This window comes from Georgenia sunbinii (genome assembly GCF_036421875.1).
Lineage (GTDB): Bacteria > Actinomycetota > Actinomycetes > Actinomycetales > Actinomycetaceae > Georgenia_B > Georgenia_B sunbinii.
Genome location: NZ_JAZGOL010000007.1, coordinates 16,547 through 38,362, shown reverse-complemented (window position 1 = coordinate 38,362; position 21,816 = coordinate 16,547). Strand labels below are relative to the sequence as shown.

At 74.0% G+C, this 21,816-nt stretch carries 16 protein-coding genes; 9 read left to right on the top strand and 7 right to left on the bottom strand.

Annotation, left to right across the window (positions count from 1 at the left end):
• Positions 1-10: 10 nt before the first annotated feature.
• Together V2J52_RS15185 and V2J52_RS15180 are read left to right on the top strand one after the other, a co-directional pair.
• Positions 11-3,859 carry a glycosyltransferase gene (locus V2J52_RS15185; RefSeq protein WP_331228575.1) on the top strand — a complete coding sequence of 1,283 codons (3,849 nt, stop codon included), beginning with the start codon at positions 11-13 and terminating at the stop codon, positions 3,857-3,859.
• Positions 3,856-5,436: a DUF5719 family protein gene (locus tag V2J52_RS15180; RefSeq protein ID WP_331228574.1), complete on the top strand. Its 1,581-nt coding sequence runs from the start codon at positions 3,856-3,858 to the stop codon at positions 5,434-5,436. Before V2J52_RS15185 ends, V2J52_RS15180 begins: the two co-directional genes overlap by 4 nt.
• A gap of 35 nt (positions 5,437-5,471) precedes the next feature.
• Here the strand turns inward: V2J52_RS15180 and V2J52_RS15175 are convergent, their stop codons facing one another.
• Positions 5,472-5,906 (bottom strand): metallopeptidase family protein, encoded by a 435-nt coding sequence (locus V2J52_RS15175; RefSeq protein ID WP_331228573.1) that lies wholly within the window; start codon positions 5,904-5,906, stop codon positions 5,472-5,474.
• Positions 5,907-5,986: 80 nt separating this feature from the next.
• On the opposite strand from V2J52_RS15175, the gene V2J52_RS15170 reads away from it, so the two are divergent.
• From V2J52_RS15170 to V2J52_RS15155, 4 genes are all read left to right on the top strand, one after another.
• Complete coding sequence (locus tag V2J52_RS15170) at positions 5,987-6,388, top strand: DUF3499 domain-containing protein (RefSeq protein ID WP_331228572.1); 402 nt, start codon at positions 5,987-5,989, stop codon at positions 6,386-6,388.
• 109 nt (positions 6,389-6,497) lie between these two features.
• A complete protein-coding gene (locus V2J52_RS15165; protein WP_331228571.1) occupies positions 6,498-6,707 on the top strand; it encodes a Trm112 family protein in 210 nt (69 codons plus the stop codon).
• 101 nt (positions 6,708-6,808) lie between these two features.
• A complete protein-coding gene (locus V2J52_RS15160) occupies positions 6,809-7,756 on the top strand; it encodes a cation diffusion facilitator family transporter (RefSeq protein WP_331228570.1) in 948 nt (315 codons plus the stop codon).
• Positions 7,749-9,602 (top strand): glycosyl hydrolase family 28-related protein, encoded by a 1,854-nt coding sequence (locus V2J52_RS15155; RefSeq protein WP_331228569.1) that lies wholly within the window; start codon positions 7,749-7,751, stop codon positions 9,600-9,602. The genes V2J52_RS15160 and V2J52_RS15155 overlap by 8 nt, the downstream gene beginning before the upstream one ends.
• A 122-nt stretch (positions 9,603-9,724) precedes the next feature.
• Here the strand turns inward: V2J52_RS15155 and V2J52_RS15150 are convergent, their stop codons facing one another.
• The 6 genes from V2J52_RS15150 to V2J52_RS15125 form a co-directional block, all read right to left on the bottom strand.
• Positions 9,725-10,639, bottom strand: a complete 915-nt coding sequence (locus V2J52_RS15150; protein WP_331228568.1) for a glycine betaine ABC transporter substrate-binding protein — start codon at positions 10,637-10,639, stop codon at positions 9,725-9,727.
• Between the two features lie 46 nt (positions 10,640-10,685).
• Positions 10,686-11,693, bottom strand: a complete 1,008-nt coding sequence (locus tag V2J52_RS15145; RefSeq protein WP_331228567.1) for an ABC transporter permease — start codon at positions 11,691-11,693, stop codon at positions 10,686-10,688.
• Positions 11,690-12,973, bottom strand: coding sequence for a quaternary amine ABC transporter ATP-binding protein (locus tag V2J52_RS15140; protein ID WP_491062135.1), 1,284 nt, complete (start codon positions 12,971-12,973; stop codon positions 11,690-11,692). The genes V2J52_RS15145 and V2J52_RS15140 overlap by 4 nt, the downstream gene beginning before the upstream one ends.
• Positions 12,974-13,226: 253 nt before the next feature.
• Positions 13,227-15,416 (bottom strand): glycoside hydrolase family 3 protein, encoded by a 2,190-nt coding sequence (locus V2J52_RS15135; RefSeq protein WP_331228565.1) that lies wholly within the window; start codon positions 15,414-15,416, stop codon positions 13,227-13,229.
• Between the two features lie 85 nt (positions 15,417-15,501).
• A complete protein-coding gene (locus V2J52_RS15130) occupies positions 15,502-16,506 on the bottom strand; it encodes a cation efflux transmembrane domain-containing protein (protein WP_331228564.1) in 1,005 nt (334 codons plus the stop codon).
• Positions 16,503-16,982, bottom strand: a complete 480-nt coding sequence (locus V2J52_RS15125; protein WP_331228563.1) for a transporter substrate-binding domain-containing protein — start codon at positions 16,980-16,982, stop codon at positions 16,503-16,505. The genes V2J52_RS15130 and V2J52_RS15125 overlap by 4 nt, the downstream gene beginning before the upstream one ends.
• Before the next feature lie 122 nt (positions 16,983-17,104).
• Here V2J52_RS15125 and V2J52_RS15120 point away from each other — a divergent pair, with 122 nt between their 5' ends.
• From V2J52_RS15120 to V2J52_RS15110, 3 genes are read left to right on the top strand one after another with little or no spacing between them, the layout of a single operon-like run.
• Positions 17,105-17,887 (top strand): helix-turn-helix transcriptional regulator, encoded by a 783-nt coding sequence (locus tag V2J52_RS15120; protein ID WP_331228562.1) that lies wholly within the window; start codon positions 17,105-17,107, stop codon positions 17,885-17,887.
• Positions 17,880-19,079 carry a DUF8744 domain-containing protein gene (locus tag V2J52_RS15115; RefSeq protein ID WP_331228561.1) on the top strand — a complete coding sequence of 400 codons (1,200 nt, stop codon included), beginning with the start codon at positions 17,880-17,882 and terminating at the stop codon, positions 19,077-19,079. Before V2J52_RS15120 ends, V2J52_RS15115 begins: the two co-directional genes overlap by 8 nt.
• Entirely contained in the window at positions 19,076-21,814 is a 2,739-nt protein-coding gene (locus V2J52_RS15110; protein WP_331228560.1) for a multicopper oxidase domain-containing protein, read from the top strand. The genes V2J52_RS15115 and V2J52_RS15110 overlap by 4 nt, the downstream gene beginning before the upstream one ends.
• Positions 21,815-21,816: the final 2 nt, after the last annotated feature.

Here is a 21,816-nt window from a genome sequence, read left to right as displayed (position 1 = left end):
TCAATGACTGATGGCGGACGCTGACCGGAGGCTCGGCGACGCCGCGACGCTCGCCGTCGTGGTGACCCCTGGCGTCTCCGCGTACCTCTACCGCACCCTGCGCGGCGTCGCCGAGCAGGACATCCCCGCTGGCACCGTCCTCGTCGTCGACACCAGTGCGCCGGACCGTGAGGTCGGCACCGGGGTCCCGATCGCCGACGTCGTCGACGCCGTCGGGCTCGATGACGTCAGCCGCACCCGGATCGTCCGGGTCCCGGCTGCCAGGACGTTCGGCGCGGCGGTCCGCGCCGCGCTGCGGGAGCACGGCGAGCACGAGCTGCGCGAGGCCCGCCACCGCGACCCGGAAGCACCCGAACCCTCGGTCCCGCCGTGGCTCTGGCTGTTGCACGATGACTCCGCGCCGGAGCCGGCAACTCTCGGTGAGCTCGTGCGCACCATCGAGAGCGGACCGTCGATCGCCGTCGCCGGTGCCAAGCAGCGGGACTGGGAGCGGCCCGACCTCCTCCTCGAGGCCGGGCTGCGCGCCACCGTCTCCGGCCGCCGGGTGCCGGACATCGAGAGCGGCGAGATCGACCAGGGCCAGCACGACTCTCGCGAGGACGTGCTGGCGGTCGGCACCGCCGGGGCCCTCGTCCGGCGAGAGGTGTGGGACGAGCTCGGCGGTCCCGACCCGGCGCTCGGCCCGTTCAGCGACGGTCTCGAGCTCTCGCTGCGGGTCTGGCGCGCCGGCCACCGGGTGGTGCTCGTGCCCGGCGCCGTCGTCCACCACGCCCGCGCGTCCTTCCACGGGCTGCGAGACCTCTCCACCCGGCGTGCCGAGCCGGCCACCGTGCCCGACCCCCGCCGCTCCTTCGTCGCGCGACGTCGCGCCCAGCTGTTCATCTGGCTGCTGTCGGTGCGTGCCCCGTGGCTGCCGCTCGTGGTGGTCGCCATCCTCGTGCTGGCGCCGCTGCGTGCGCTGTGGCGGCTGGCCACCAAGGAGCTCGGTCTCGTCGGCGCGGAGATGCGTGCTGCCGCCGAGGTCCTCGCCCGGCCGGCGTCGATCCTGCGAGCCCGCCGTCGGCACCGACGGACCGCCCGGGTCCCCAGCCGCTACCTCCGGCCGCTGCGGGCGAGCGGGGCTGATGTTGCCCGCGCCAAGCGCGACGAACGACGCTCGCTCGCTGCGGCGCGCTCACGGCGCAGGGCCCCCAGCGAGCTGGAGATCGCCGAGCACGCGGCGCTGGCCCGCCGTCGGCGCACCGCGTTCTGGATCCTCACCGTGGCGCTCAGCGGCATCGGGCTGGCCGCCCTCGGGCCGTGGCTGACCGGCGGCCCGCTCGTGGGTGGTGCCCTCGCCGCCGTGGAGTCCACCGCCGGTGAGCTGTGGGGTGCGGCCACCTCCGCGTGGGTCGCTGCTGGGCTCGGCCACGCCGGCCCGGGCGACCCGTTCCTCGCCGTGCTCGCGATCGCCGCGCTGCCGCTGGCACCGTTCGGGGGCGACGCGAGTCTGCTGACCACTGCGGTACTCGTCCTCGCGGTGCCGCTCGCTGGCATCGGGGCGTGGTTCGCGGCCGGGGCGGCCACCCGGTCGGTGCTGCTGCGTGCCTGGGCAGCGGCTGTCTGGGCGGTGGCGCCCGCGTTGCTGCTGGCTACCGGCCAGGGGCGCCTCGGCGCCGTCGTCGCCCACCTGCTGCTGCCGTGGGTCGCGATGGGGATCGCCCGGGCGGTCGGCGTGGAGCGGCGCGACGTCGTGCTGTCGGGGATGGTCGGGGCGAAGCGGGTCGGCCGGCCGGCCGACCCGGCGGGCCGTCCGGCTCCCGACGACGCGGGCATCGCCGACGACGTGGGCACCGCGGTCGTCGGCGATGGCGCAGACACGGCGGCACCGGACTCAGGCGCCCTGGCGGCCGACGCTGACGGCACGAGTGTCGTGGACACCTCTGCTGTCGGCGCGGAATCGGGCGCGGCCGCCGTGGACAATCCCGCTGCCGACGCGGGGGCGGGCGCGGGGGCAGGCGCGGGGGAGGGCGCGGCCGCCGTGGACAATCCCGCTGTCGGCGCGGGGGCGGGCGCGGGGGCGGGCGCGGGGGAGGGCGCGGCCGCCGTGGACAATCCCGCTGTCGGCGTGGAGTCGGGCGCGGGGGTCGTGGACAACTCTGCTCTCGGCACGAAATCGGCCGCGGGGGCGGTGGACAATCCTGCTGTCGGCGCCGGGGTGGACGGCGCGGGGGTGGACGCCGCGGGGGTGGACGGCGCGGGGGTGGGGGATCCGCGGGGGGGCCGGGCCGCCGGGTCTATCGCTGCGGCGGCGGGCGCCGGGCTGGCGCTGGCGGCCGTCACCGCCGGCGCGCCGGTGCTGCTGCCGGCCGGCTTGCTCACGCTGGTGCTGCTCGCCGTCGTCGTACCGCGTCGCCGCCGGCTGCTCGCGCTCGTCGGGCTGCCGTCGCTCCTCGTCTTCGGTCCGTTGCTCATGGCGGCCCGCGCCGACGTCGCCGACGGGTCCTGGCGGGTGCTGCTCGCCGGTCCCGGTGCTGCCTTCGAGGTCTCGCCCGGCGCGGCGTGGCTCGCCGGCCTCGGCTGGCCGCAGGACCCGCCGGATGTCGCGCTCCCAGGCCTCGCGGCCTCGCCCTGGCCGCTGGTGGCCGCCGTCGCCGGCGGTGGCGCGCTCCTCCTCGTGGCCGTGCTCGCCCTGCTGCGCGGCACCGGCCGGGCCCGCGCGGTCCGGGCCGGCTGGATCGCCGCGGTGATCGGGCTCGGCGCCGCCGTCGTGGCCAGCCGCACCCCGGTCGCCGCCGGCGCCGACCTCGAGGGCCAGTGGCAGCTCGTCCACGGCTGGTCCGGTGCCGGTCTCTCGCTGGCCACCCTCGGGCTGCTCGTCGCGGCCGTCAGCGCTGCTGACGGGATGACCTCCTCGCTGGCCGTCCGCGCATTCGGCTGGCGCCAGGTCGCTGCCGTGCTCGTCGTGGCCACCATGGTCCTCGGGCCGCTGGCCACCACGACCGCCTGGCTGGCGACGGTGCTGAGCCAGCGCGGCTCGGTCACCGAGCTCGACGCGGTCCGCGGCCGCGAGGTACCGCCGGTACCCGCGCTGGCGATCGACCTGCAGCACGGGCCGGAACGGTCCCGGGTGCTGGCGCTGGACGCCCAGGAGGACGGCCTGCGAGCCGAGATCTGGCGCCGCGCCGGCCACCAGCTCATCGAGACGTCCAGCCTGGTGGCGGCCCGCGCGGTCACCGGCGTCGGCACCGGCGCGCAGCCGTCCCCCGCGGACCCGGCCAGCGAGGAGCTGACGGTGCTGGTCGCCCAGCTCGCCGCCGGCACCACCGGGGCCGCCGGCAGTGAGCTCGGCCGGCTCGCGGTCGGCGTCGTGGTCGTGCCACCCGCGGCCACCGGCACCGACCCGGTCGCCCGCCAGTCGCTGATCTCCCGGCTCGACTCCACCGCCGGCCTCGAGCGGGTGACCGAGAACGAGTCCGGGGTGATCTGGCGCGTCTCGCAGTCCACCACCGCCACCGCCGCGGCGGCCTCGGTGGCTCGCGCCCAGCTGGTCGCCGCGGACGGCACCGTGCTCGACGCCGTCCCCGCCGGCGACGTCGACGTCCGTGCCACCGTCCCCGGCGGTGACGAGGGACGCACCGTCGTCCTCGCCGAGCGCGCCGACAGCGGCTGGCAGGCCACGTACAACGGCCGATCGCTGCGCGCGACGAGCGACGGCTGGCGCCAGGCGTTCGAGCTGCCCGCCCACACCGGGGAGCTGGTCATCGAGTACGAGCCCGGGTGGCAGCTGCCGTGGCGGGTCGCGCAGGGCGTGGGCCTGGGGCTCGTGCTCCTGCTCGCCATCCCGGTGCGCCGCCGTCGAGAGGTGGTCCAGCCATGACCGACAACCCCACGACGCGCCGGCGGCGGCTGCTGCGCACCACCGTCACCGCCGCCAGCGGCGCCGTGCTGCTCGCGGCCGCCGGGGGCGTCCTCGTCGCCGGCGGCGAGCTGCCGACCGACGCCACCCCGGTGGCCGCGACGACCGTCGACGTGCCGGCGACCACCAGCGTGCAGGTCTGCGCCGGCCCACCACGGCTCGCCACCGCAGCCGCCGGCGAGGACCTCGCCTACGACGAGTTCGACCCCGAGGGGTCGGGCACCACCACGCTGCTCGGTGCGCTGAGCCTCGCCGTCGCCGACAGCTCACCCGGCGCAACGCAGCTCGCCGACCTCGCGGGCACCACGCCGGTGGACCTCCCGTTCGAGGGCGAGGCGCGGGTGGCGACGGTCGAGAGCGCCGGCGAGGCGATGGTGCTGCGCGCCGAGCCGATGGGCGACCGCAGCGCACTGGCCACCGGCACCAGCCTGGCAACGACTGCCGCCGGTGACCTGCGCGGGCTGACGGCGACCGCCTGCCAGCCGCCGGCCGCCGGTGCCTGGCTCGTAGGCGGCAGCACCGAGCCGGGCAGCAGCGCCCAGCTCGTGCTCAGCAACCCCGGTGACACCCCGGCCACCGTGACGATGACTGGCTGGGGCAGCACCGGGCCGCTCGACATGTCGGCGGCGGGCAGCGTGCTCGTGCCGCCGAACGGGCAGCAGGTCGTACTCCTCGAGGCGGTCGTCGCCGGCGAGGAGCGGCTGGCCCTCCAGCTCGATGTCACCGGCGGTGAGGTGGCCGCCACCCTGCAGGACAGCCGGCTGCGCGGCCTGGTACCGGCCGGCACCGACCTCGTCTACCCCGGGCCGCCCCCGACCGACGAGCTCGTGATCCCCGGGATCGTGCTGGGCGAGACCGCCGCCGACGACGCCGACCCGTCGGTGCTGCGGATCGTCAACCCCGGGGAGGAGGAGGTGGGCGCGAGCGTCGAGCTGCTCGGCGCCGACGGCGTCACGCCGGTCCCGGGCGCCGAGGACCTCGTGCTCGATCCTGGCGTCGTCATCGACGTCTCCCTCGCGGGCCTGCCCGCCGGGGCCTGGTCGGCGCGGGTGACGGCGGACGCCCCCGTCGCGGCGGCCGCCATGCTCACGAGCACCGGTGAGCCGACCGAGGCCGATCCCGACACCCCGCCGGTCGACCGCGCCTGGGTACCGGCCACCGCCGCCCTGGAGACCGGCCTCGTCGCCCTGCCGGGCCTCGCCGACGACCTCGCGACGGCGCGCCTGGTGATGGCCAACCCGGCCGACGAGCCGGTGAGCGCGACGGTGACACCGGTGCTCGGCGACGGCACCACCGGTGAGCCCACCCGGCTCGACGTGCCCGCCGGCGGCAGCGCTGACACCGACCTCACGACTCTCGCCGCCGAGCCGGTGGCCGCCGTCCAGGTGCAGACCGACGACGCCGCGACGCTGCACGCCGCCGTCCACCTCACCGCCGCGGCACCGGACGGCGCCCTGCTCGCGGTGGTGCCGGTACCGCAGGACACCCAGTCCGCCCGGTCGGTGGCCATCGCTCCGACGCCCCGGACGCTCGGCTGACGATCCAGAGCAGCGACCGCCCGGACGCGTTCTCGCTACAGGTCCTCGGGATCCTTGCCGAGCAGGTGTGCCACCTGCTCCACGAGCACGAGGTGCACGAGCTCGGCGACGTCCGCCGAGGACTCGCAGCGCGACTGGATGGGGCGCCGGTACAGGACGACGCGGTCGCTCAGCCCGGCGGCGGGGTCGGCCGGGAAGTAGCGGCCCAGCGCCACCGAGTCGCGCTCCCAGGGGCTCGGGTCGGACGGCGGGACCTCCTCGACCCCGAACTCGACCGCGGACAGCTCGCGCGACCAGCCCTTTTCCAGCTGCTCGACGGCGGCCAGCAGCGCGTCGTCGAACTCGTCGCTGCGGGTGCGCCACCCGGGAAGCGTCGGCGGGATGAGCGGGCCGCGCAGGCCGCGGCCTCGCCGGTCGCGGCGGCGGGCCCGGCGCCGGGGCGGGATGGCCGGCAGGAGGTGCTCGCTCACCCCGTCAGCGTAGCCCGACCGCGGCCCCGGACGGCGTGGCCGGGCGCCGTCGGAGCGCCGAAGGTTGTACGGTCGACCCCGTGAGAAGCTCCCGGCACTGCACGCGTGCCACGTGCGGTCAGCCCGCCGTGGCGACGTTGACGTACGTCTACGCCGACTCGACGGCCGTCCTGGGGCCGCTCTCCAGCCAGGCGGAGCCGCACTCCTACGACCTCTGCGAGCCGCACGCCGGCCGGCTCACCGCACCGCGTGGCTGGGAGGTGGTCCGGCTCGCGTCCGAGTTCGTCCCCGCCCCGCCGAGCGAGGACGACATCGCGGCGCTCGCCGACGCCGTCCGGGAGGCGTCGCACGCCCGGCCCGGCCCGGCGCTGCCGGCCGCCCGTCCCGGCTCGGCGATGCCCGCTCCGGTGACCCACCGGCTCCCCGAGCCGGAGATCGGCCGCCGGGGCCACCTGCGCGTCCTACGCGGCGACGCCGACTGACAGCGGCCCTGCCGACCGGTCCCGCACGCCCGCCCCACGCACGTGCCCGGCCCGCGGGTCGTTAGGCTGGGGCCGGCCGGCGCACCGGGCGACGGCGGAGCGGAGTGACATGAGCGACGACCACCAGGCAACGACCAGCGGCGTCGAGCCGTGGGTCCGGCAGGTGCTGCGCTGCCCCGTGACCGGCGCCGAGCTGGTCGACGGCACCGCGCCCGACGGCAGCCCGGAGCTCGTCTCGACCGCAGCGACCAACCGCCTCGCGTACCCGGTGCGCGACGGGATCCCGATCCTGCTCGCCGACGAGGCGCGCGCGCTCTAGCCGGGCGACGCGCCGCCCGGTCACCGAGCAAGCGCACCGGCGCCTCGCTACGCTTCGACCCGAGCCGGCGTGCGCCGGTCGGACGAGAGGCGGGACCGGGGATGGCGACAGAGGGCAGCACGAAGGCGGTCGTCACTGCGCTGGCGGCGAACCTGGGGATCGCGGTCACCAAGTTCACCGCCTGGCTGCTCACCGGGTCGAGCTCGATGCTCGCCGAGGGCGTGCACTCGGTCGCGGACTCCAGCAATCAGGCGCTGCTGCTCCTCGGCGGCAGGCGCGCCCGGCGGGTGGCGAACACCACCCACCAGTTCGGCTACGGCCGCGCCAGGTACCTGTACGCCTTCATCGTCTCCATCGTGCTGTTCAGCCTGGGCGGGCTGTTCGCGCTCTACGAGGGCTACCACAAGTGGTCCCACCCGGAACCGATCACCGCCTGGCAGTGGGTGCCACCCACCGTGCTCGCGCTGGCGATGGTCATGGAGGCCTACGCGCTGCACACCGCTGTCAAGGAGGCCAACGCGGTCCGTGGCAAGCAGCCGTGGCTGCAGTACGTCCGCAAGACTCGGTCGCCGGAGCTGCCGGTGATCCTGCTGGAGGACACCGGCGCGCTGCTCGGGCTGGTCTTCGCGATGGCCGGCGTCAGCCTGACCCTGGTCACTGGGGACGGCCGGTGGGACGCCGCGGGCACTGCCGCGATCGGCGTGCTGCTCGTCGTCATCGCGATCTTCCTCGCCATCGAGATGGGATCGATGCTGCTGGGGGAGGGGGCGCTGCCCGAGCAGCACGGCGCGATCGAGCAGGCGCTCCTCGGCGACGGCGTCGAGTCGGTCATCCACCTGCGCACGCTACACCTCGGGCCTGACGAGATCCTGGTGGCCGCCAAGATCGAGGTCACCCGGACCGACACCGCCGAGGAGGTCGCCACCGCCATCGACGACGCCGAGCAGCGGGTCCGCGATGCTGTGACACTGCGTACCCAGATCTACCTCGAGCCCGATCTCCGGCGGTCCGCCGGCCCCGGGGCGGGCCGCGCGGTGGGCGGTGAGTAGGAGCGCGGCGCGGCGGCGGCGGCTGGCCGGGCTCGCAGCCGGCGTGCTGCTGGCGGCCTCGTCGGCTGCCGTCGGGGCTGGTGAGGGTGCGCCGAGCCTGCGCAGCGAGCTCTACCCGGTGGACTGGCAGCCGGCGACGCCCGACGGCGAGGGCCGGTTCCTCCACGACTTCTCCTACGCCGGGTACCGGTACGGCAGCGACCCGCCTCGCACGGTGGACGGGCCCGTCGTCGACGTCACCCGGCCGCCGTACGAGGCCGACCCGACCGGCGGCGACGACGCGACCGCCGCGATCCAGGCCGCCATCGACGACGTCGGGGCCGACGGTGGCGGTACCGTCCACCTGCCGGCGGGGACCTACCGGGTCGAGCCGCCGGACGACTCCCGCGCCGTGCTGCACATCCTCGCCGACGACGTCCTGCTCCGCGGCGACGGGGCCGGGCGCACCCGCGTCTACAACGCCACCGCCGAGGACATGCGGCAGACCGCCGTCGTGCTCATCGGGCCGGACCGGTCCGACTGGCACAGCTGGCACGACGTCGAGGACGGCAGTGACGTCGTCGTCCCGCTCACCGAGGACGTCACCGGGCCCGCACGCACCCTCCACGTCGAGGACGTGAGCCCGTTCGGTGCCGGCGACTGGGTGGTGCTCAAGGCCGACACCACCGAGGAGTGGCTCGCCGCGCACCCGGTCGCCAAGGATCAGCGGTGGCAGCCGGAGACCCTCGACGCGCTCGTCTACCACCGGCGGATCACCGCGGTCGATGCGGCCGCCGGCACCGTGACGATCGACATCCCCACCCGGTACCCGATCCTCGTGCGCGACGGGGCGCGGCTGCATCCCGCCCCCGACCCGGTCACCGGCAGCGGGGTGGCGGACCTGACGATCGGCATGCGGCAGAGCGACCTGCCGCGCAGCGACGACGACGAGGACGACCACGACCGCGACGGCACCCAGGGGCACCAGGCCCACCAGGCCTCGGCGATCGCGTTCAACGACGCGGTCGACGGCTGGGTCAGCGGCGTCAGCTCCTTCCGCCCGGCGGCCAACGACGACGACGTCCACCTGCTGTCCGTCGGCGTCTACGTGCGGTACGCGCGCAACATCACCATCGCCGGCACCGACCTGCGCCACCCGCAGTACCGCGGCGCCGGCGGCAACGGCTACCTCTACCACCTCATGGGCAGCGACACGCTCGTGCGCGACGCACGCGCCGAGGGTGGGCGGCACAACTACCTCGTGCAGGCGGTCCAGGCGACCGGCAACGTCCTCCTCGACAGTCTCGCCGTCGACGGCGAGCGGGCCACCGAGCTGCACCGCCACCTGAGCGCGGCGAACTTGTTCGACAACGTGCGGGTCGACGGCGACACCCTCGAGATGAGGTACCGGACCGCGAGCACCCACGCTCACAGCGCAACCGAGAGCGTGATGTGGAACGTCTCGGGCGAGAACTGCACCCGCGACCGGCTCGCGATCAGCCAGCAGCTCGGCTGGGGGTACGTCGTCGGCACCACCGGCCGCGGGGACTGCGCGGTGGTGGAGAACCCTGGTGGCGACGGCACCGAGCCACGTGACTGGCTCGAGCACATCGGCGACGGCGAGCGGCTCGAGCCACGCTCGCTCTACCTCGATCAGCTCGACCGCCGAACGGCCCGCGGTGAGGTGCCGTTCGGACCGGTGACCGAGGTGCCGAGCGAGGTGCCGACCACAGCCACCACTGCCGCCCCTGGTCCGCTGCTTGAGGGTGGGGACGCCTGGGCGCCCACCCTCGTCGCTGCCGGGGTGCTGCTGCTGGGCGCGGCCGGCGCGGGCGCGGTGGCGCTGGTCCGCCGACGCCGGCAGTAGCCGCGGCCGGTGCGCGCGGTGCGCGCGGTGCCGCAGGGGACGGCAAACGGCCCCGCCTCCCTCTCGGGTGACGGGGCCGTCGGAGCCGTCGGTGTGGCCTCAGGCCGCTCCGACGTGGTGGGTCACTCGCCGATGATGCCGGCGACGAAGTCCGGGTTGGCCTCGAGCCACTGGTCAACCGCGGCGTCATTGTCCTCGCCAGCGAGCTCGTTGAACATGATGTTCTCGAGCTCGTGCAGCTGGTCCTCGGTCATCTCGAAGTTGCCGATCCACTCGGCGACCTCCGGGTACTCCTCGGAGAAGCCGGCGTGGCCGTAGGCGAAGATGTCGTCCGGCTCACCGAGCGCACCCTCCGGGTCCTCGAGGTCACGGATGGGGAACTCGTCGTAGGCCCAGTGCGGCTTCCACAGGGTGACGACGACGTTCTCCCCGGCGTCGATCGCCGCGCCGAGCTCGGCGAGCATCGCGGGGGTCGAGGAGATGATGTAGTCCATCCCCTCGAGGCCGTAGGTCGGGATGACCTCTTCGTTGGTGATCTTCGTCAGGCCGGCACCGGCGTCGATCCCGACGAGCCGGTTGCCGAACTCGTCCGCGTGGTCCGCGAGCTCCGCGAGGGAGGTGATGGGGGCGTCCTCGTTGACCGCGATGGTCAGCGGTGCCTCGGGCAGCCACATGCCGAGCTCCTCGAGGTCCTCGCTGTACTCGTCGAGGTAGTGGCCGTGGGTCAGCGGCAGCCAGGTGTCGAAGTTGACGTCGTAGTCGCCCTGGGCCATGCCCGTGAAGATGACGCCCGCGTCGGCGGTCTGCATCTCGACCTCGTAGCCCTGCTCCTCGAGGATGTGCTTCCACAGGTGGGAGGCGGCGATGCCCTCCTCCCAGCCACCGTGGACGCCGATGGTGATGGGCTCGGACGAGGCCGTGGCCTCGTCGTCGCCACCGTCGCCGGGCTCGGTGGTGTCGGAGCCGCAAGCGGCGAGGGTGAGTGCGACCGCGGTGGTGGCTGCAAGTGTAGTGACGTGACGTCGCGTGATCTTCATCTGTTCTCTTCCTGTTCGGTGTGTTGAGCTTTCGGGGACGAGTGATTCAGTCGTCGGAGGCGCGGATCTTCAGTGCGCGCGCGACCGGGGCGCGGTCGCCGAGTGCCGCGGTGACGCGGTCGAGGTAGATCGCCAGGATGACGACGGCGAGGCCGGCCTCGACGCCCAGCCCGACCTGCAGCCCGGTGAGGGCTGCCACGATGTCCTGCCCGAGGCCGGGGGCGCCGACCATGGCCGCGATGACGACCATCGACAGCGACAGCATGATGACCTGGTTGATGCCGGCCATGATCGTCGGCAGCGCGAGCGGCAGCTGGATCTGGCGCAGGATGCGCCTGGGGGTCGCGCCGAAGGCGTGCCCAGCCTCGACGACCTCCCGGTCGACCTGCCGGATGCCCAGCTCGGTGAACCGCACCCCGGGCGCCATGGCGAAGACGATGGAGGCGATGATGCCGGGAACCACGCCGGTGCGGAACAGCACGATGGCCGGGATGAGGTAGACGAACGCGGGCATCGTCTGCATGAAGTCGAGCACCGGCCGGACGATGGTCGAGACGGTGGCGTTCCGGGCCGTCCAGATCCCGAGCGGGACCGCGAGGAGGACCGCGAACATCGAGGCGACGAGCACGAGCGCCAGGGTCTGCAGCGCGTTGTCCCACTGATTGAGGGCGAGGATGAAGGTGAACCCCAGCAGGGTGCCGACGCCCAGCCGCCAGCCCTTGGCGAGGAAGCCCACGAGGGCGAGGACGACGACGACGAAGAAGAAGTTGGGCTCGGGCAGCAACAGCTGGGTCAGCAGCCAGTAGGCGACCAGGGCGACGAGCGCGCCGAGGCCCCACTTCCAGTCGCGCAGCACGTAGGCGGCGGACGCGACGATGACGGTCAGCAGGATGCCTACCCACCACACGTCCGGCGAGGTGACGAGCGTCTCCACGAAGTCGTACAGCCAGTCGAGGATGGTGCGGATGGCGCTGAAGACCGCAGCGAACGTGGCGGTGAGCCAGTCGATGCCGCTCTTGGCCCAGTCGCCGAGGGGGATGCGGAAGTCGGTCATGACTGACTCCCTTCATTCGTGGTGGCGCCATTGACGGCGGCTGCCAGGACAGTGCCGTTGCCGTTGCCGTTCTCGTCGCCGTTGGGTCGGGCCATCGCCTGGAGGATCCGGACGCGCGGCACGACGCCGACGAGGCGGCCGCCGTCGTCGGTCACGGCGAGCGGGAGGTGCGCCTCGGCGGCCGAGGCGAACAGGTCGGCGAGCGGGGTCTCGGGCCGCACGGCTGAGGTGTCCGGCTTGACCACGCTGCGCAGGTCGTTCGCGCCCTTGCGCTGCGCCGCGAGGAGGTCGTCGTCGTAGACCGTGCCCTGGAGCACCCGCTGCCGGTCGACGACGTAGGCGGCGGAGCCCTGGGTCTTCTCGATCTCGAGCAGCGCCACGCCGGGGCCGCCGCCGATCTGGACGACCGACTGCGGGCGGCGCATGAGGGCACCGGCGGTGATGATGCGGGAACGGTCGACGTCGGCGATGAACTTCGCGACGTACTCGTCGGCCGGGTCGGAGAGGATCTTCTCGGCGGTGTCGATCTGGACGATCTGCCCGTCGCGCATGACGGCGATGCGGTCGCCGAGGAACATCGCCTCGTTGAGGTCGTGGGTGATGAACACGATCGTCTTGCCGAGCGTGGCCTGCAGCTCGACGAGCTGCTCCTGCATGTCACGACGGATGAGGGGGTCGAGCGCCGAGAACGCCTCGTCCATGAGCAGGATGTCGGTGTCGGCGGCCAGCGCACGGGCCAGGCCCACCCGCTGGCGCATGCCGCCCGACAGCTGCGCGGGCAGGGAGTCTTCCCAGCCGGCCAGACCGGTCAGTGCGACGGTCTGCGCGGCCCGCTCACGGCGCTCTGCGAGGCCCATGCCGTTGATCTCCAACGGGTAGGCGACGTTGTCGAGGACGGTGCGGTGCGGCAGCAGTGCGAAGTGCTGGAAGACCATGGAGATCTTTTCGCGGCGGATCTTGCGGAGCTCGGCGGGGGAGACGTCGGTGACGTTGTCCTCCCCGATGAGCACCCTGCCGGCGGTGGGGGTCAGCAGCCCGTTGAGCATGCGGATGAGGGTCGACTTGCCGGAGCCGGACAGGCCCATGACGACGAAGGTCTCGCCCTTCTTCACCTCGAAGGAGGCGTCGATGACGGCGGCCGTCCCCATGGACTTGACGGAGTCCCGGCTGGCGCCGGCCTGGAGCCTGCGGACAGCGTCCTGGGACCGCCGACCGAAGACCTTGTAGACGTTCTCAGCGCGTAGGGCGCTCACGATCACCTCGCGGGATTGGCCCGGCATACTGCCGGGATGGCTCACGGCACCCCAAGAAATGGGCAGCGTAAACGCAGCGATTGTTCGGGCGACTAGCCACCATGCCACCTCAGGGGCTGTCCGGCTAGTGACAGATGTGAGGAATGGCCCCGTTCGCACCCGAGAAACCGCCGCAGAAACTTGCGTTGACCTGCGGCTTTACCTGATTATGAATCGTTACGGAGATGTTATGGGGGTAAGGAGCCTCACTGCCGCGCGCGGGTCAAAGCACCGACATCGATTAGCCGTGGTCGCGAGCCTGCCCGCCGCCCTGCGACGGTCGGCGCCGCAGGACGACGACCGCACCGGCCGCCGCCACGAGGACGACGGCGGCCCCCGCGAGGAGCCAGCCGGCTGCCGCGTCGTCCGCGGCGCTGCCGTCGTCGGGGGCCGGGGTGGCGCTCGTGCTCGGGCCGAAGTCGTGCGACCACTCGACGGTCGCGCCGGCGGCGAGGTGGAAGCCGTCGTCAGCCTCGGCGGTGACGGCCACCGCACCGGTCGCCGGGTGGGTGCCGGGCTCGACGGGGCTGCCGTCGAGCAGGTAACTGACGCCGTCGACGGCCGGCACCGTGAGGGTGTCGGCACCGGCGCCCGGCTCGTCGGTGAACTCCACCGCCGCCGGCGTGACCTCGGTGGTGGTGCGCAGCCCGAAGCCCGCCTCGGCCAGCGTGCTGCCGTCCGGGCCCGGGACGCTCACCGGCAGCTGCCCGGTCGGGGCGACGGCGCCGCCGAGGACCGCGGCAATGCCCTCGAAGTTGACGCTCGCCGAGCCGTAGGAAGCGACGACCGCTGCGGCGTCGTCGTCGGTCGCGGCGAGGTCGTAGGGCGTGCCGGCGAGGACGACGACGACCGGCGTCGGCCCGGCGGCGACCTCCGCGACGAGCTGCTGCTGGGCGGTGGTGCCGCGAGCGTCGTCGACGACGACCACGACGGCGTCCGTCTCACCCGCGGCGGCGGCGACGGCGGACCGGTAGCCGGCGGTGGGGGAGTCGCCGCTCTCCAGCCGCTCCTCGACGGTGAAGCCCTGCTCCCGCAGCAGCGGGGTGAGCCGCTCGGGCCAGGCGGAGCCGGCCCCGGCGACGAGCAGCGACGTCCCGGCCGGGTCGAGCGGCACGATGCCGCCCTCGTTGCGCAGCAGGGTGGTGGCGCGCTCGGCGATGGTGGTCGCCGTCGCACGGTGCTCGTCGCTGCCGACGACGTCCAGCGGCGGCCGCTCCGGCGCGCCCGCCCCCGGCTGCCAGATGCCGCGCTCCACCTTCCACTCGAGGATCCGCGTGACGGACTCCTCGAGGCGCTCGCGGGTGAGGTCGCCGGCGTCGAGCGCGGCGTGGATGCCGGCGAACGCCGCGTCGAGGTCCGGGGGCTCGAGGAGGATGTCCGAGCCGGCCTGCACCGCGAGGGCCGCGATATCGGCGTCGTCGAGCGGGTTGCCCGGCAGCTGCTTGAGCGCGTCCATGTCGAGCGCGTCGGTGGTGACCAGGCCGTCGTAGCCGAGCTCGCCCCGCAGCAGGTCGGTGAGTACCGCCGGTGACAGCGTGCCGGGCAGCTCCGGGTCGATGGACTCCACGACGATGTGCGCCGACATGATGATGTCGACCCCGGCGTCGACCGCGGCCCGGAACGGCTCGAGGTGCCGCTCGAGAGACTCCGGGTCCCCGGCGATCACCGGCAGGCCGGTGTGGGAGTCGACGTCGGTGTCGCCGTGGCCGGGGAAGTGCTTGGCGGCGGCCGCCACGTGCTGGGACTGCAGCCCCTCGATCTGGGCGGCGCTCAGCTGCCCGACCAGTGCGGCGTCCTCGCCCATCGACCGCAGCCCGATGACCGGGTTCGCCGGGTTGGTGTTGAGGTCCACCACCGGGGCGAAGTCGACGTTGATCCCCATCGCCGCGAGCTCGCTGCCGAGGACGTCGCCCTGTGCGCGGGCGAGGCCGGTGTCCGCGGTGGCGCCCAGCGCCATGCCACCGGGCAGCGCCGTCGCCGGCGGCCCGATCCGGCTGACCGTGCCGCCCTCCTGGTCCACCGTCACCGCGAGCGGGATGCCGGTGCCGGTGGACTGGGCGGCCTGCTGCAGACCTGCCGAGAGCTCGGCCACCTGCGCGGGATCCTCGGTGTTGCCGGCCCACGCGAAGTAGAGGACACCGCCGAGGTGGTACGTCTCGACGACCTCGGCCGGGGTGCCGACGCCGTAGCGCGACCGGTTCTCCCCGGAGTCCTCGTCGGCGGTGGCGCCGTGGACGTGGGTCCAGGTCATCTGCCCGATGAGCTCGTCGACGCTCATGCCGTCGACGATGCTCGTGATCTCGTCAGCTGCGGTGGCCGGCGTCCCGACCGCGGCTGCGGTGAGAAGGGCCGTGACGGCAGACGTGGTCGCCGCCGCCCGGAGCGCCCGCCGCGGCGCACGGCTGGGGCGGGGCCTCGAGGTGGGTCGCATGCGGTACCTCTCCCGGTGGGTGTCGGCGCAGGACGCGGTCACGGTACGCCACCTTGCGACTGCCAAGGTGGCGCTCAGCGGTCGCCTAGGCTCCGGCGTCGTGCGTGCCCGCCTCGCCGGCCAGGCCCGGCAGCATCTGCTCCGGAAGCGCCTCGACCGCGATGACGACCATGTCATCGACCTTCCAGTCCAGCTCGATCGCACCCTCACGCGCCAGGCGCAGGTCCTCCAGGGTGGGGGTGTAGCCGGCGACCGGCACGACGAAGGACTCGACGTGGAACACGTGGCCCTGGTCGCGAACCCTGGAGCGCGCCTCGGCTGCCCACGGCAGACCAGCGAGGTGCTCGTCGATCTGCTGGACGAGCGGATGAGGATCCTGGCCGTCGTAGGTCTCGGCGCGGGCGTCCATCAGAGCGCCCACCGCGACCCGCAGGTTGCGGACGCCGTCGTGGAGGATGCTGCCCGAGATGAACAGCGCGGCCGCGGCGTCCGCCCACCACAGGCCGAGCCCGATGCCGAGGATGCCGAGGATGCCGCCGACGGCGGTCATCCAGTCGGCCCTGTTCATGTCGGCGTCCGCGTACAGCACCCGGTCGTGCAGTGACTCGGCCAGCGGCATCTTCGCGCGCCCCAGCAGCACCGGTGGCACCGCGGTGTAGGCCAGCGCGGCGATCATCAGCCAGCCGGACCAGATCGGTTGGTCGCCGAGCTCCATCAGGCCGACCGGCGGGTGCTCGGCCTTGATGAGGCCTGACCCGGAGTCCCACACCATGAACGCGCCCATGGCGAGCAGGGCGGTCGCCGCGACGAGGTGCCCGACGCCGACCGCCCGGTGGTAGCCGTAGGGGTGCTCCGGGGTGGGCCGACGCTTGGTCCGGTGGACGGCCACGAGGAAGGCGATGGGCGGGATGAAGGAGAGCATGTCCTCCATCCAGGCGGCCTTCATCGCCTGCGAGCTGCCCATGGTGAGGTAGACGGCGGTGACGGCAGTGACGAGGAACGCGATGGTCAGCCACGCCAGCCGGACCGCGCGGCGCAGCTGCTTCTCCTGCTCCGCCGGCAGCTCGGTGTGACCGAAGCGCGCGGTCATGTCGGCAGGTCCTGGTCCAGCAGGAAGCGCTCGAGCGTGACGAGGAACGCGTTCTCGCCGATGGGCGCCGCCATCACATGGAGCGCTTCCTCGCCGCGGGAGTCGACGGTGACGGTGTAGCGGTAGGTCAGCGCGACCGTGTCGGCCCAGGGGGACTGCGCCGTGAGGCCGCCGATGAGCAGGTCGAGCTCGTCGTGCTCGAGGCGGCCGACGAGGTCCTCCTCGCCGCCGGGGACCCAGACGATCTCGGCGTCGATCGAGCGGGCGAAGTCCTCGACCAGCGCGACCTCGGAGCCAGCCGGCTCGCCCTCGAGGCCCGTGGGCAGGTCGGTCCACGGCGGGTTCGGTGAGACCCCGACCCGCAGCGTGCCGCCGCGGACCCGGTCCAGGGTGCCGTCCGGGTCGGTCGGGATCGTCACCGAGCAGGCGGTCACCCCGAGGAGGAGTGCCGCCACCGCACCGAGAAGCTTCGTCACAGCGCAAGTCAAGCCGCACAACGACGGCGCCGCACGTCGTGCGCGTAAAATCACATCACCTCGCGTCTCACCTGGGACGAAAGGGTGGTAAGCGGCGCCGCGTGAATAGTACGGTTGGGACCGTGGATAACAGGTTGGGTCCCCTCCCCGCTCGAGGTCTCGCACGCGAAGAGCTGTCCCCCGCGCGGCGGGCCGTGCTCGACACCCTCATCGAGCTCGGTGGCCGTCGCACCGTCGTCGAGCTCGCCGCACAGCTCGGCCAGCACCCCAACACGGTGCGCGAGCACCTGGAGTCGCTTGTCGCCACCGAGCTGGTCGCGCGGACGCTGCGCCACTCCGCCGGCCGGGGGCGGCCCGCGGCGCTCTACCGCGCCACTCTTGCGGCGACCCCGGCGGGCCCCGAGTACGCCGTGCTGGCGGAGGCGCTCGTCGGCTACCTGGCGCGCACGGTGCCGGCGGCGGTGCTCGAGGAGCACGCGCTCGCGGCCGGCCGCGACTGGGGCCGCGCGATGCGCGAACGCCACCTCGTCGACGGGCCGCCGCTGCGGCGCGCCCCCGACGCCGGTGACGAGGCTTCGACCGGCACGTCGGCCACGGCCGGCGCGGCGGACTGGGTGGACTCCGTCGAACGCCTCGGTCAGATGTTCGAGCGCGCCGGCTTCGGCCCCGAGACCGTCACCGACCCCGACGGCGCGCGTACCCAGCGGCTGCGTCGCTGCCCGGTGCTGGCGCTGGCCAAGGACTATCCCGAGCTGGTGTGCACCGGCCACCTCGGCATGGCCCAGGAGGTCCTCGGCCACGAGGGCATCGACCCGGCACGCGTCAGCCTCGAGGCCTTCGCCGAGCCGGGCGCCTGCCTGCTGCGCGTCGCGCCGCCCGCCGACCAGCGCAGCACCGATGGCTGACACCCGGCACTCCTCCCGAGGACCGCTCACCCGCACCGCGTTCCGCGTCCCGTTCCTGATCCCCGGCGGGCTGGCGCTCCTCGCCGGCCTGGATGCCGCGCTCGCACTGCTCGGCCTGCCGCACGTGCTCGTCGGTGCCCGGCTCGCCGACGTCCACGGCCCCCTCATGGTGCTCGGCTTCGTCGGCACCGTCATCAGCCTTGAACGGTCGGTGGCGCTCGGCCGCGCCTGGGGCTACCTCGCGCCGGCGCTCAACGGGCTGGGTGCGCTCGCCGTCGTCTCGGTGCTGCCGTTCGAGGTGGGCGCCGGCCTGCTGGTCGCTGCGCAGCTCTTCGCGCTGCTGGTCTACCGCTCGCTGTACGCGCGACAGCCGATGGCGGCCGTCGCGGTCCAGATCCTCGGCTCGCTGATGGCGCTGGGCGCCGCGGTGCTCTGGCTCGCCGGTGTGCCGGTGCCCGGCCTGCTGCCGTGGCTGGTCGGCTACCTCGTGCTGACGATCTTCGGCGAGCGCCTCGAGCTGGCACGGATCGAGTCGCTGTCCCCGCGGGACGCCGCCGTCGCCCAGCTGGTGGCAGCGGCCTTCGTGGTCGCGGCGATGACCGCGCTGCTGGCGCCGGAGGCCGGCTTCGTGCTGCTCGGCCTGGCGCTGCTGGCCGCCGCCGGCTGGCTGGTGGCCAAGGACGTCGCCCGGCGCACCATCCACGCCACGGGCCTGCCGCGGTACATCGCGGGCTGCCTGCTGGCGAGCTACGGGTGGCTCGCCGTCGCCGGGGCGATCTGGCTGCTCGGTGGGCAGGTCGACGGCCGCGGCTACGACGCCGCCACCCACGCCGTCTTCCTCGGCTTCGTCATCTCGATGATCATGGCGCACGCCCCGGTGATCATGCCCGCGGTGCTGCGCCGCCCGTTGCCGTACCACTCGGTGCTCATCGTCCCGGCGGTGCTGCTGCAGGCCACGCTGCTGCTACGGCTCGCCGTGGGCGATGCCCGCGACCTCGGCTGGGCGGTCCAGGCCGGTGGGGTCGGCAACATCGTCGCGGTGCTGCTGTTCGTCGTCCTCGCCGGCTGGTCCGTCCTGCGCCCGCAGCGCCCCGGCCGCACCCAGCCGCGACCGGTGCAGCCGGCCAATCAGCCCACCCCGGCCACCCAGCCCGCCCCAGCCGCCATCACGACCAGCCAGGGAGCGTCATGAGCGCGTCCGACCGTCCCGCCCGGCGCAGCCCGGGACCCGGGCGCGGCAGCCGCCCGCCGATGGCCCGCCGGCCGTGGCACGTGCGGGTCAACGCGCTCGTCGTCGGGTGGTTCGTCGCGGCCTTCGTCGTCGCCGTCGCGCACCGGTGGATCCCGGAGTCCGGCTACCTCCTCGTGCACTTCATGCTGCTCGGCGCGGTGAGCACCGCCATCCTCATCTGGTCCGGCCACTTCAGCGACACCCTGCTGGGCCGCCCGGCACCGGGCGGGCAGGGGCTGATGTTCGTCCGGCTGGGCCTGCACACCGTCTCGACGATCCTGGTGATCGTCGGCGTCGCCACCGGGCGGTGGCCGCTGGTCGTCGTCGGCGGCGCCGGGGTGACCGTCGTCGCGATCACCCACGTCGTCGTCATCCTGCTCCAGCGCCGCGGCGCCCTCATGGCGCGCTTCGGCGGCCTCGCACTGTTCTACGTCAGCGCCGGGGTGTGCCTCGTCGTCGGCGTCGCGATGGGGGTGCTGCTCGCCCGCACGACGCCGTCGGCGCTCGTCGAGGGACGTCTCTACACCGCCCACACGACGACGATGCTGCTCGGCTGGGTCGGCCTCACCGTGCTCGGCACGCTCGTCGTGCTGTGGCCCACGATGCTGCGCACCAAGATGGCCGAGGGCGCGCCGCTGGCCGCCCACCGTGCGATGTACGTGCTGCTCGGCGGGCTGGTCGTCATCTGGCTGGCCGCCGCGATCGACGTGCCGGTGCTCGTCACGGTGGCCGCCGCGGTATACCTCGCCGGCGTCGCCCTGGTCGTCCGCCCGATGGTGCAGGTCGCGCGGAAGAAGCGGCCGCAGGGCTACGCCACCTACAGCGCGATGGCCGCGGTGACCTGGCTGGTGATCTGCGTCGTCGTCCTCGGCGTGCTCGGTGTCACGTCGGGGGACTGGGCGGTGCTGCGCGAGAACCTCGGCGTGCTCGCCACCCCCTACGCCGCCGGGTTCGCCGGCCAGATCCTCCTCGGTGCGCTCAGCTACCTCGCGCCGGTCATGCTCGGCGGCGGGCCGCGGGTGGTGCGGCGGGTGGACCACGAGATGAACCGCGCCGCTGGCGCGCGCATCGTCATCGTCAACCTCAGCCTGGCGATCTTCCTGCTGCCGGTCCCCAGCCTGGTGAAGGTCACCACGTCGCTGCTCGGGCTGGCCGGGCTGTCGGCGTTCCTCGTGCTGCTCGCGCGGGCGCTGCTCGTGCGCCGCCGGGCGGACCGGGAGACGTCCGGCTCGGTCATTGCCGCATCGATCGCCACCGGGCCGCCACCGGTGCCCCGCCGGCTCGGTGCGCTCTACGGCGTGGGCGCGGTGGCGCTCGCCGTCGTGCTCGGCGTCGCGGGGGACCCGGCCTCGGCCGGGCTCACCGGGTCGTCCGCCGCCGGGGACGTCACCGCCACCGGCAGCACGACGACGGTGCGGGTCGAGGCCGTCGAGATGCGCTTCGTCCCCGGCGTCATCGAGGTCCCGGTCGGGGACCGGCTGGTGATCGAGCTGGTCAACACCGACTCCGACGTCCACGACCTTGTCATGGAGACCGGCGCGAGCTCCGGCCGGCTGTCCTCCGGGGACGCCACGGAGATCGACCTCGGCATCGTCGGGCGTGACCTCGACGGCTGGTGCTCGGTGGCCGGCCACCGGCAGATGGGGATGACCCTCGAGGTGGTCGCCGTCGGCGTGGGCGTTGCTGTCGGGGACGACGGCGAGGGTGGGGCCGGTGCTGACGGCGCGGGCGGGTCTGACGGCGCAGGCGGGGCCGGCGGCGCGAACGGGGCCGGCGGCGACGACGTGGCCGAGGGGCCCTCCGCCCGCGAGGACCTCGACCTCATGGCGGCGCCCGGCGACGACTTCACCGCCCACCCGGCCGAGCTCCCGCCCGCGCCGGCGGGCGACCTGCACGAGGTGACCTTCACGGTGGGCGAGCTGACCGGGGAGGTGGCTCCCGGCGTCGTCCAGGAGCGGTGGACCTTCAACGGCACCGCGCCGGGGCCGACCCTGCGCGGCAAGGTCGGCGACGTCTTCGAGATCACCCTCGTCAACGACGGCACGATCGGCCACTCGATCGACTTCCACGCCGGGGCGCTGGCGCCGGACGAGCCGATGCGCACGATCGCGCCGGGGGAGTCGCTCCTCTACCGGTTCACGGCCGAGCGTTCCGGGATCTGGATGTACCACTGCTCGACGATGCCGATGTCCATGCACATCGCCCAGGGCATGTTCGGCGCCGTCATCATCGACCCGCCGGAGCTCGAGCCGGTGGACCGTGAGTACGTGCTCGTGCAGTCCGAGATGTACCTCGGGCCGCAGGGCGGGACCGCGGACGCCGCCGCCATCGCCGCCGAGGCGCCCGACCTCGTGGTGTTCAACGGCTACCCCAACCAGTACGACCACGAGCCGCTCGTGGCCGACGTCGGCGAGCGGGTGCGGGTGTGGGTGCTGGCGGCCGGGCCCTCACGCGGCTCGGCGTTCCACGTGGTCGGCGGCCAGTTCGACACCGTCTACAACGAGGGCGCCTACCGACTGGGCGGGCCGGAGGAGATCGGCGGGCCGACGGGCGGCGGCCAGGTGCTGCCGCTCGTCGCCGCGCAGGGCGGGTTCGTCGAGCTCGAGTTCCCCGAGGCCGGCAGCTACCCGTTCGTCTCTCACGCGATGGTCGACGCCGAGCGCGGCGCGCACGGGGTGTTCCGGGTCGGCGGGTGACC

Bases quoted from the DNA above. Each gene is read 5' to 3' on its own strand.
- V2J52_RS15185 (WP_331228575.1), top strand. From the start codon at position 11: ATGGCGGACGCTGACCGGAGGCTCGGCGACGCCGCGACGCTCGCCGTC.
- V2J52_RS15180 (WP_331228574.1), top strand. From the start codon at position 3,856: ATGACCGACAACCCCACGACGCGCCGGCGGCGGCTGCTGCGCACCACC.
- V2J52_RS15165 (WP_331228571.1), top strand. From the start codon at position 6,498: ATGAGCGACGACCACCAGGCAACGACCAGCGGCGTCGAGCCGTGGGTC.
- V2J52_RS15160 (WP_331228570.1), top strand. From the start codon at position 6,809: ATGGCGACAGAGGGCAGCACGAAGGCGGTCGTCACTGCGCTGGCGGCG.
- V2J52_RS15150 (WP_331228568.1), bottom strand. From the start codon at position 10,639: ATGAAGATCACGCGACGTCACGTCACTACACTTGCAGCCACCACCGCG.
- V2J52_RS15145 (WP_331228567.1), bottom strand. From the start codon at position 11,693: ATGACCGACTTCCGCATCCCCCTCGGCGACTGGGCCAAGAGCGGCATC.
- V2J52_RS15140 (WP_491062135.1), bottom strand. From the start codon at position 12,973: ATGCCGGGCCAATCCCGCGAGGTGATCGTGAGCGCCCTACGCGCTGAG.
- V2J52_RS15135 (WP_331228565.1), bottom strand. From the start codon at position 15,416: ATGCGACCCACCTCGAGGCCCCGCCCCAGCCGTGCGCCGCGGCGGGCG.
- V2J52_RS15130 (WP_331228564.1), bottom strand. From the start codon at position 16,506: ATGACCGCGCGCTTCGGTCACACCGAGCTGCCGGCGGAGCAGGAGAAG.
- V2J52_RS15115 (WP_331228561.1), top strand. From the start codon at position 17,880: ATGGCTGACACCCGGCACTCCTCCCGAGGACCGCTCACCCGCACCGCG.
- V2J52_RS15110 (WP_331228560.1), top strand. From the start codon at position 19,076: ATGAGCGCGTCCGACCGTCCCGCCCGGCGCAGCCCGGGACCCGGGCGC.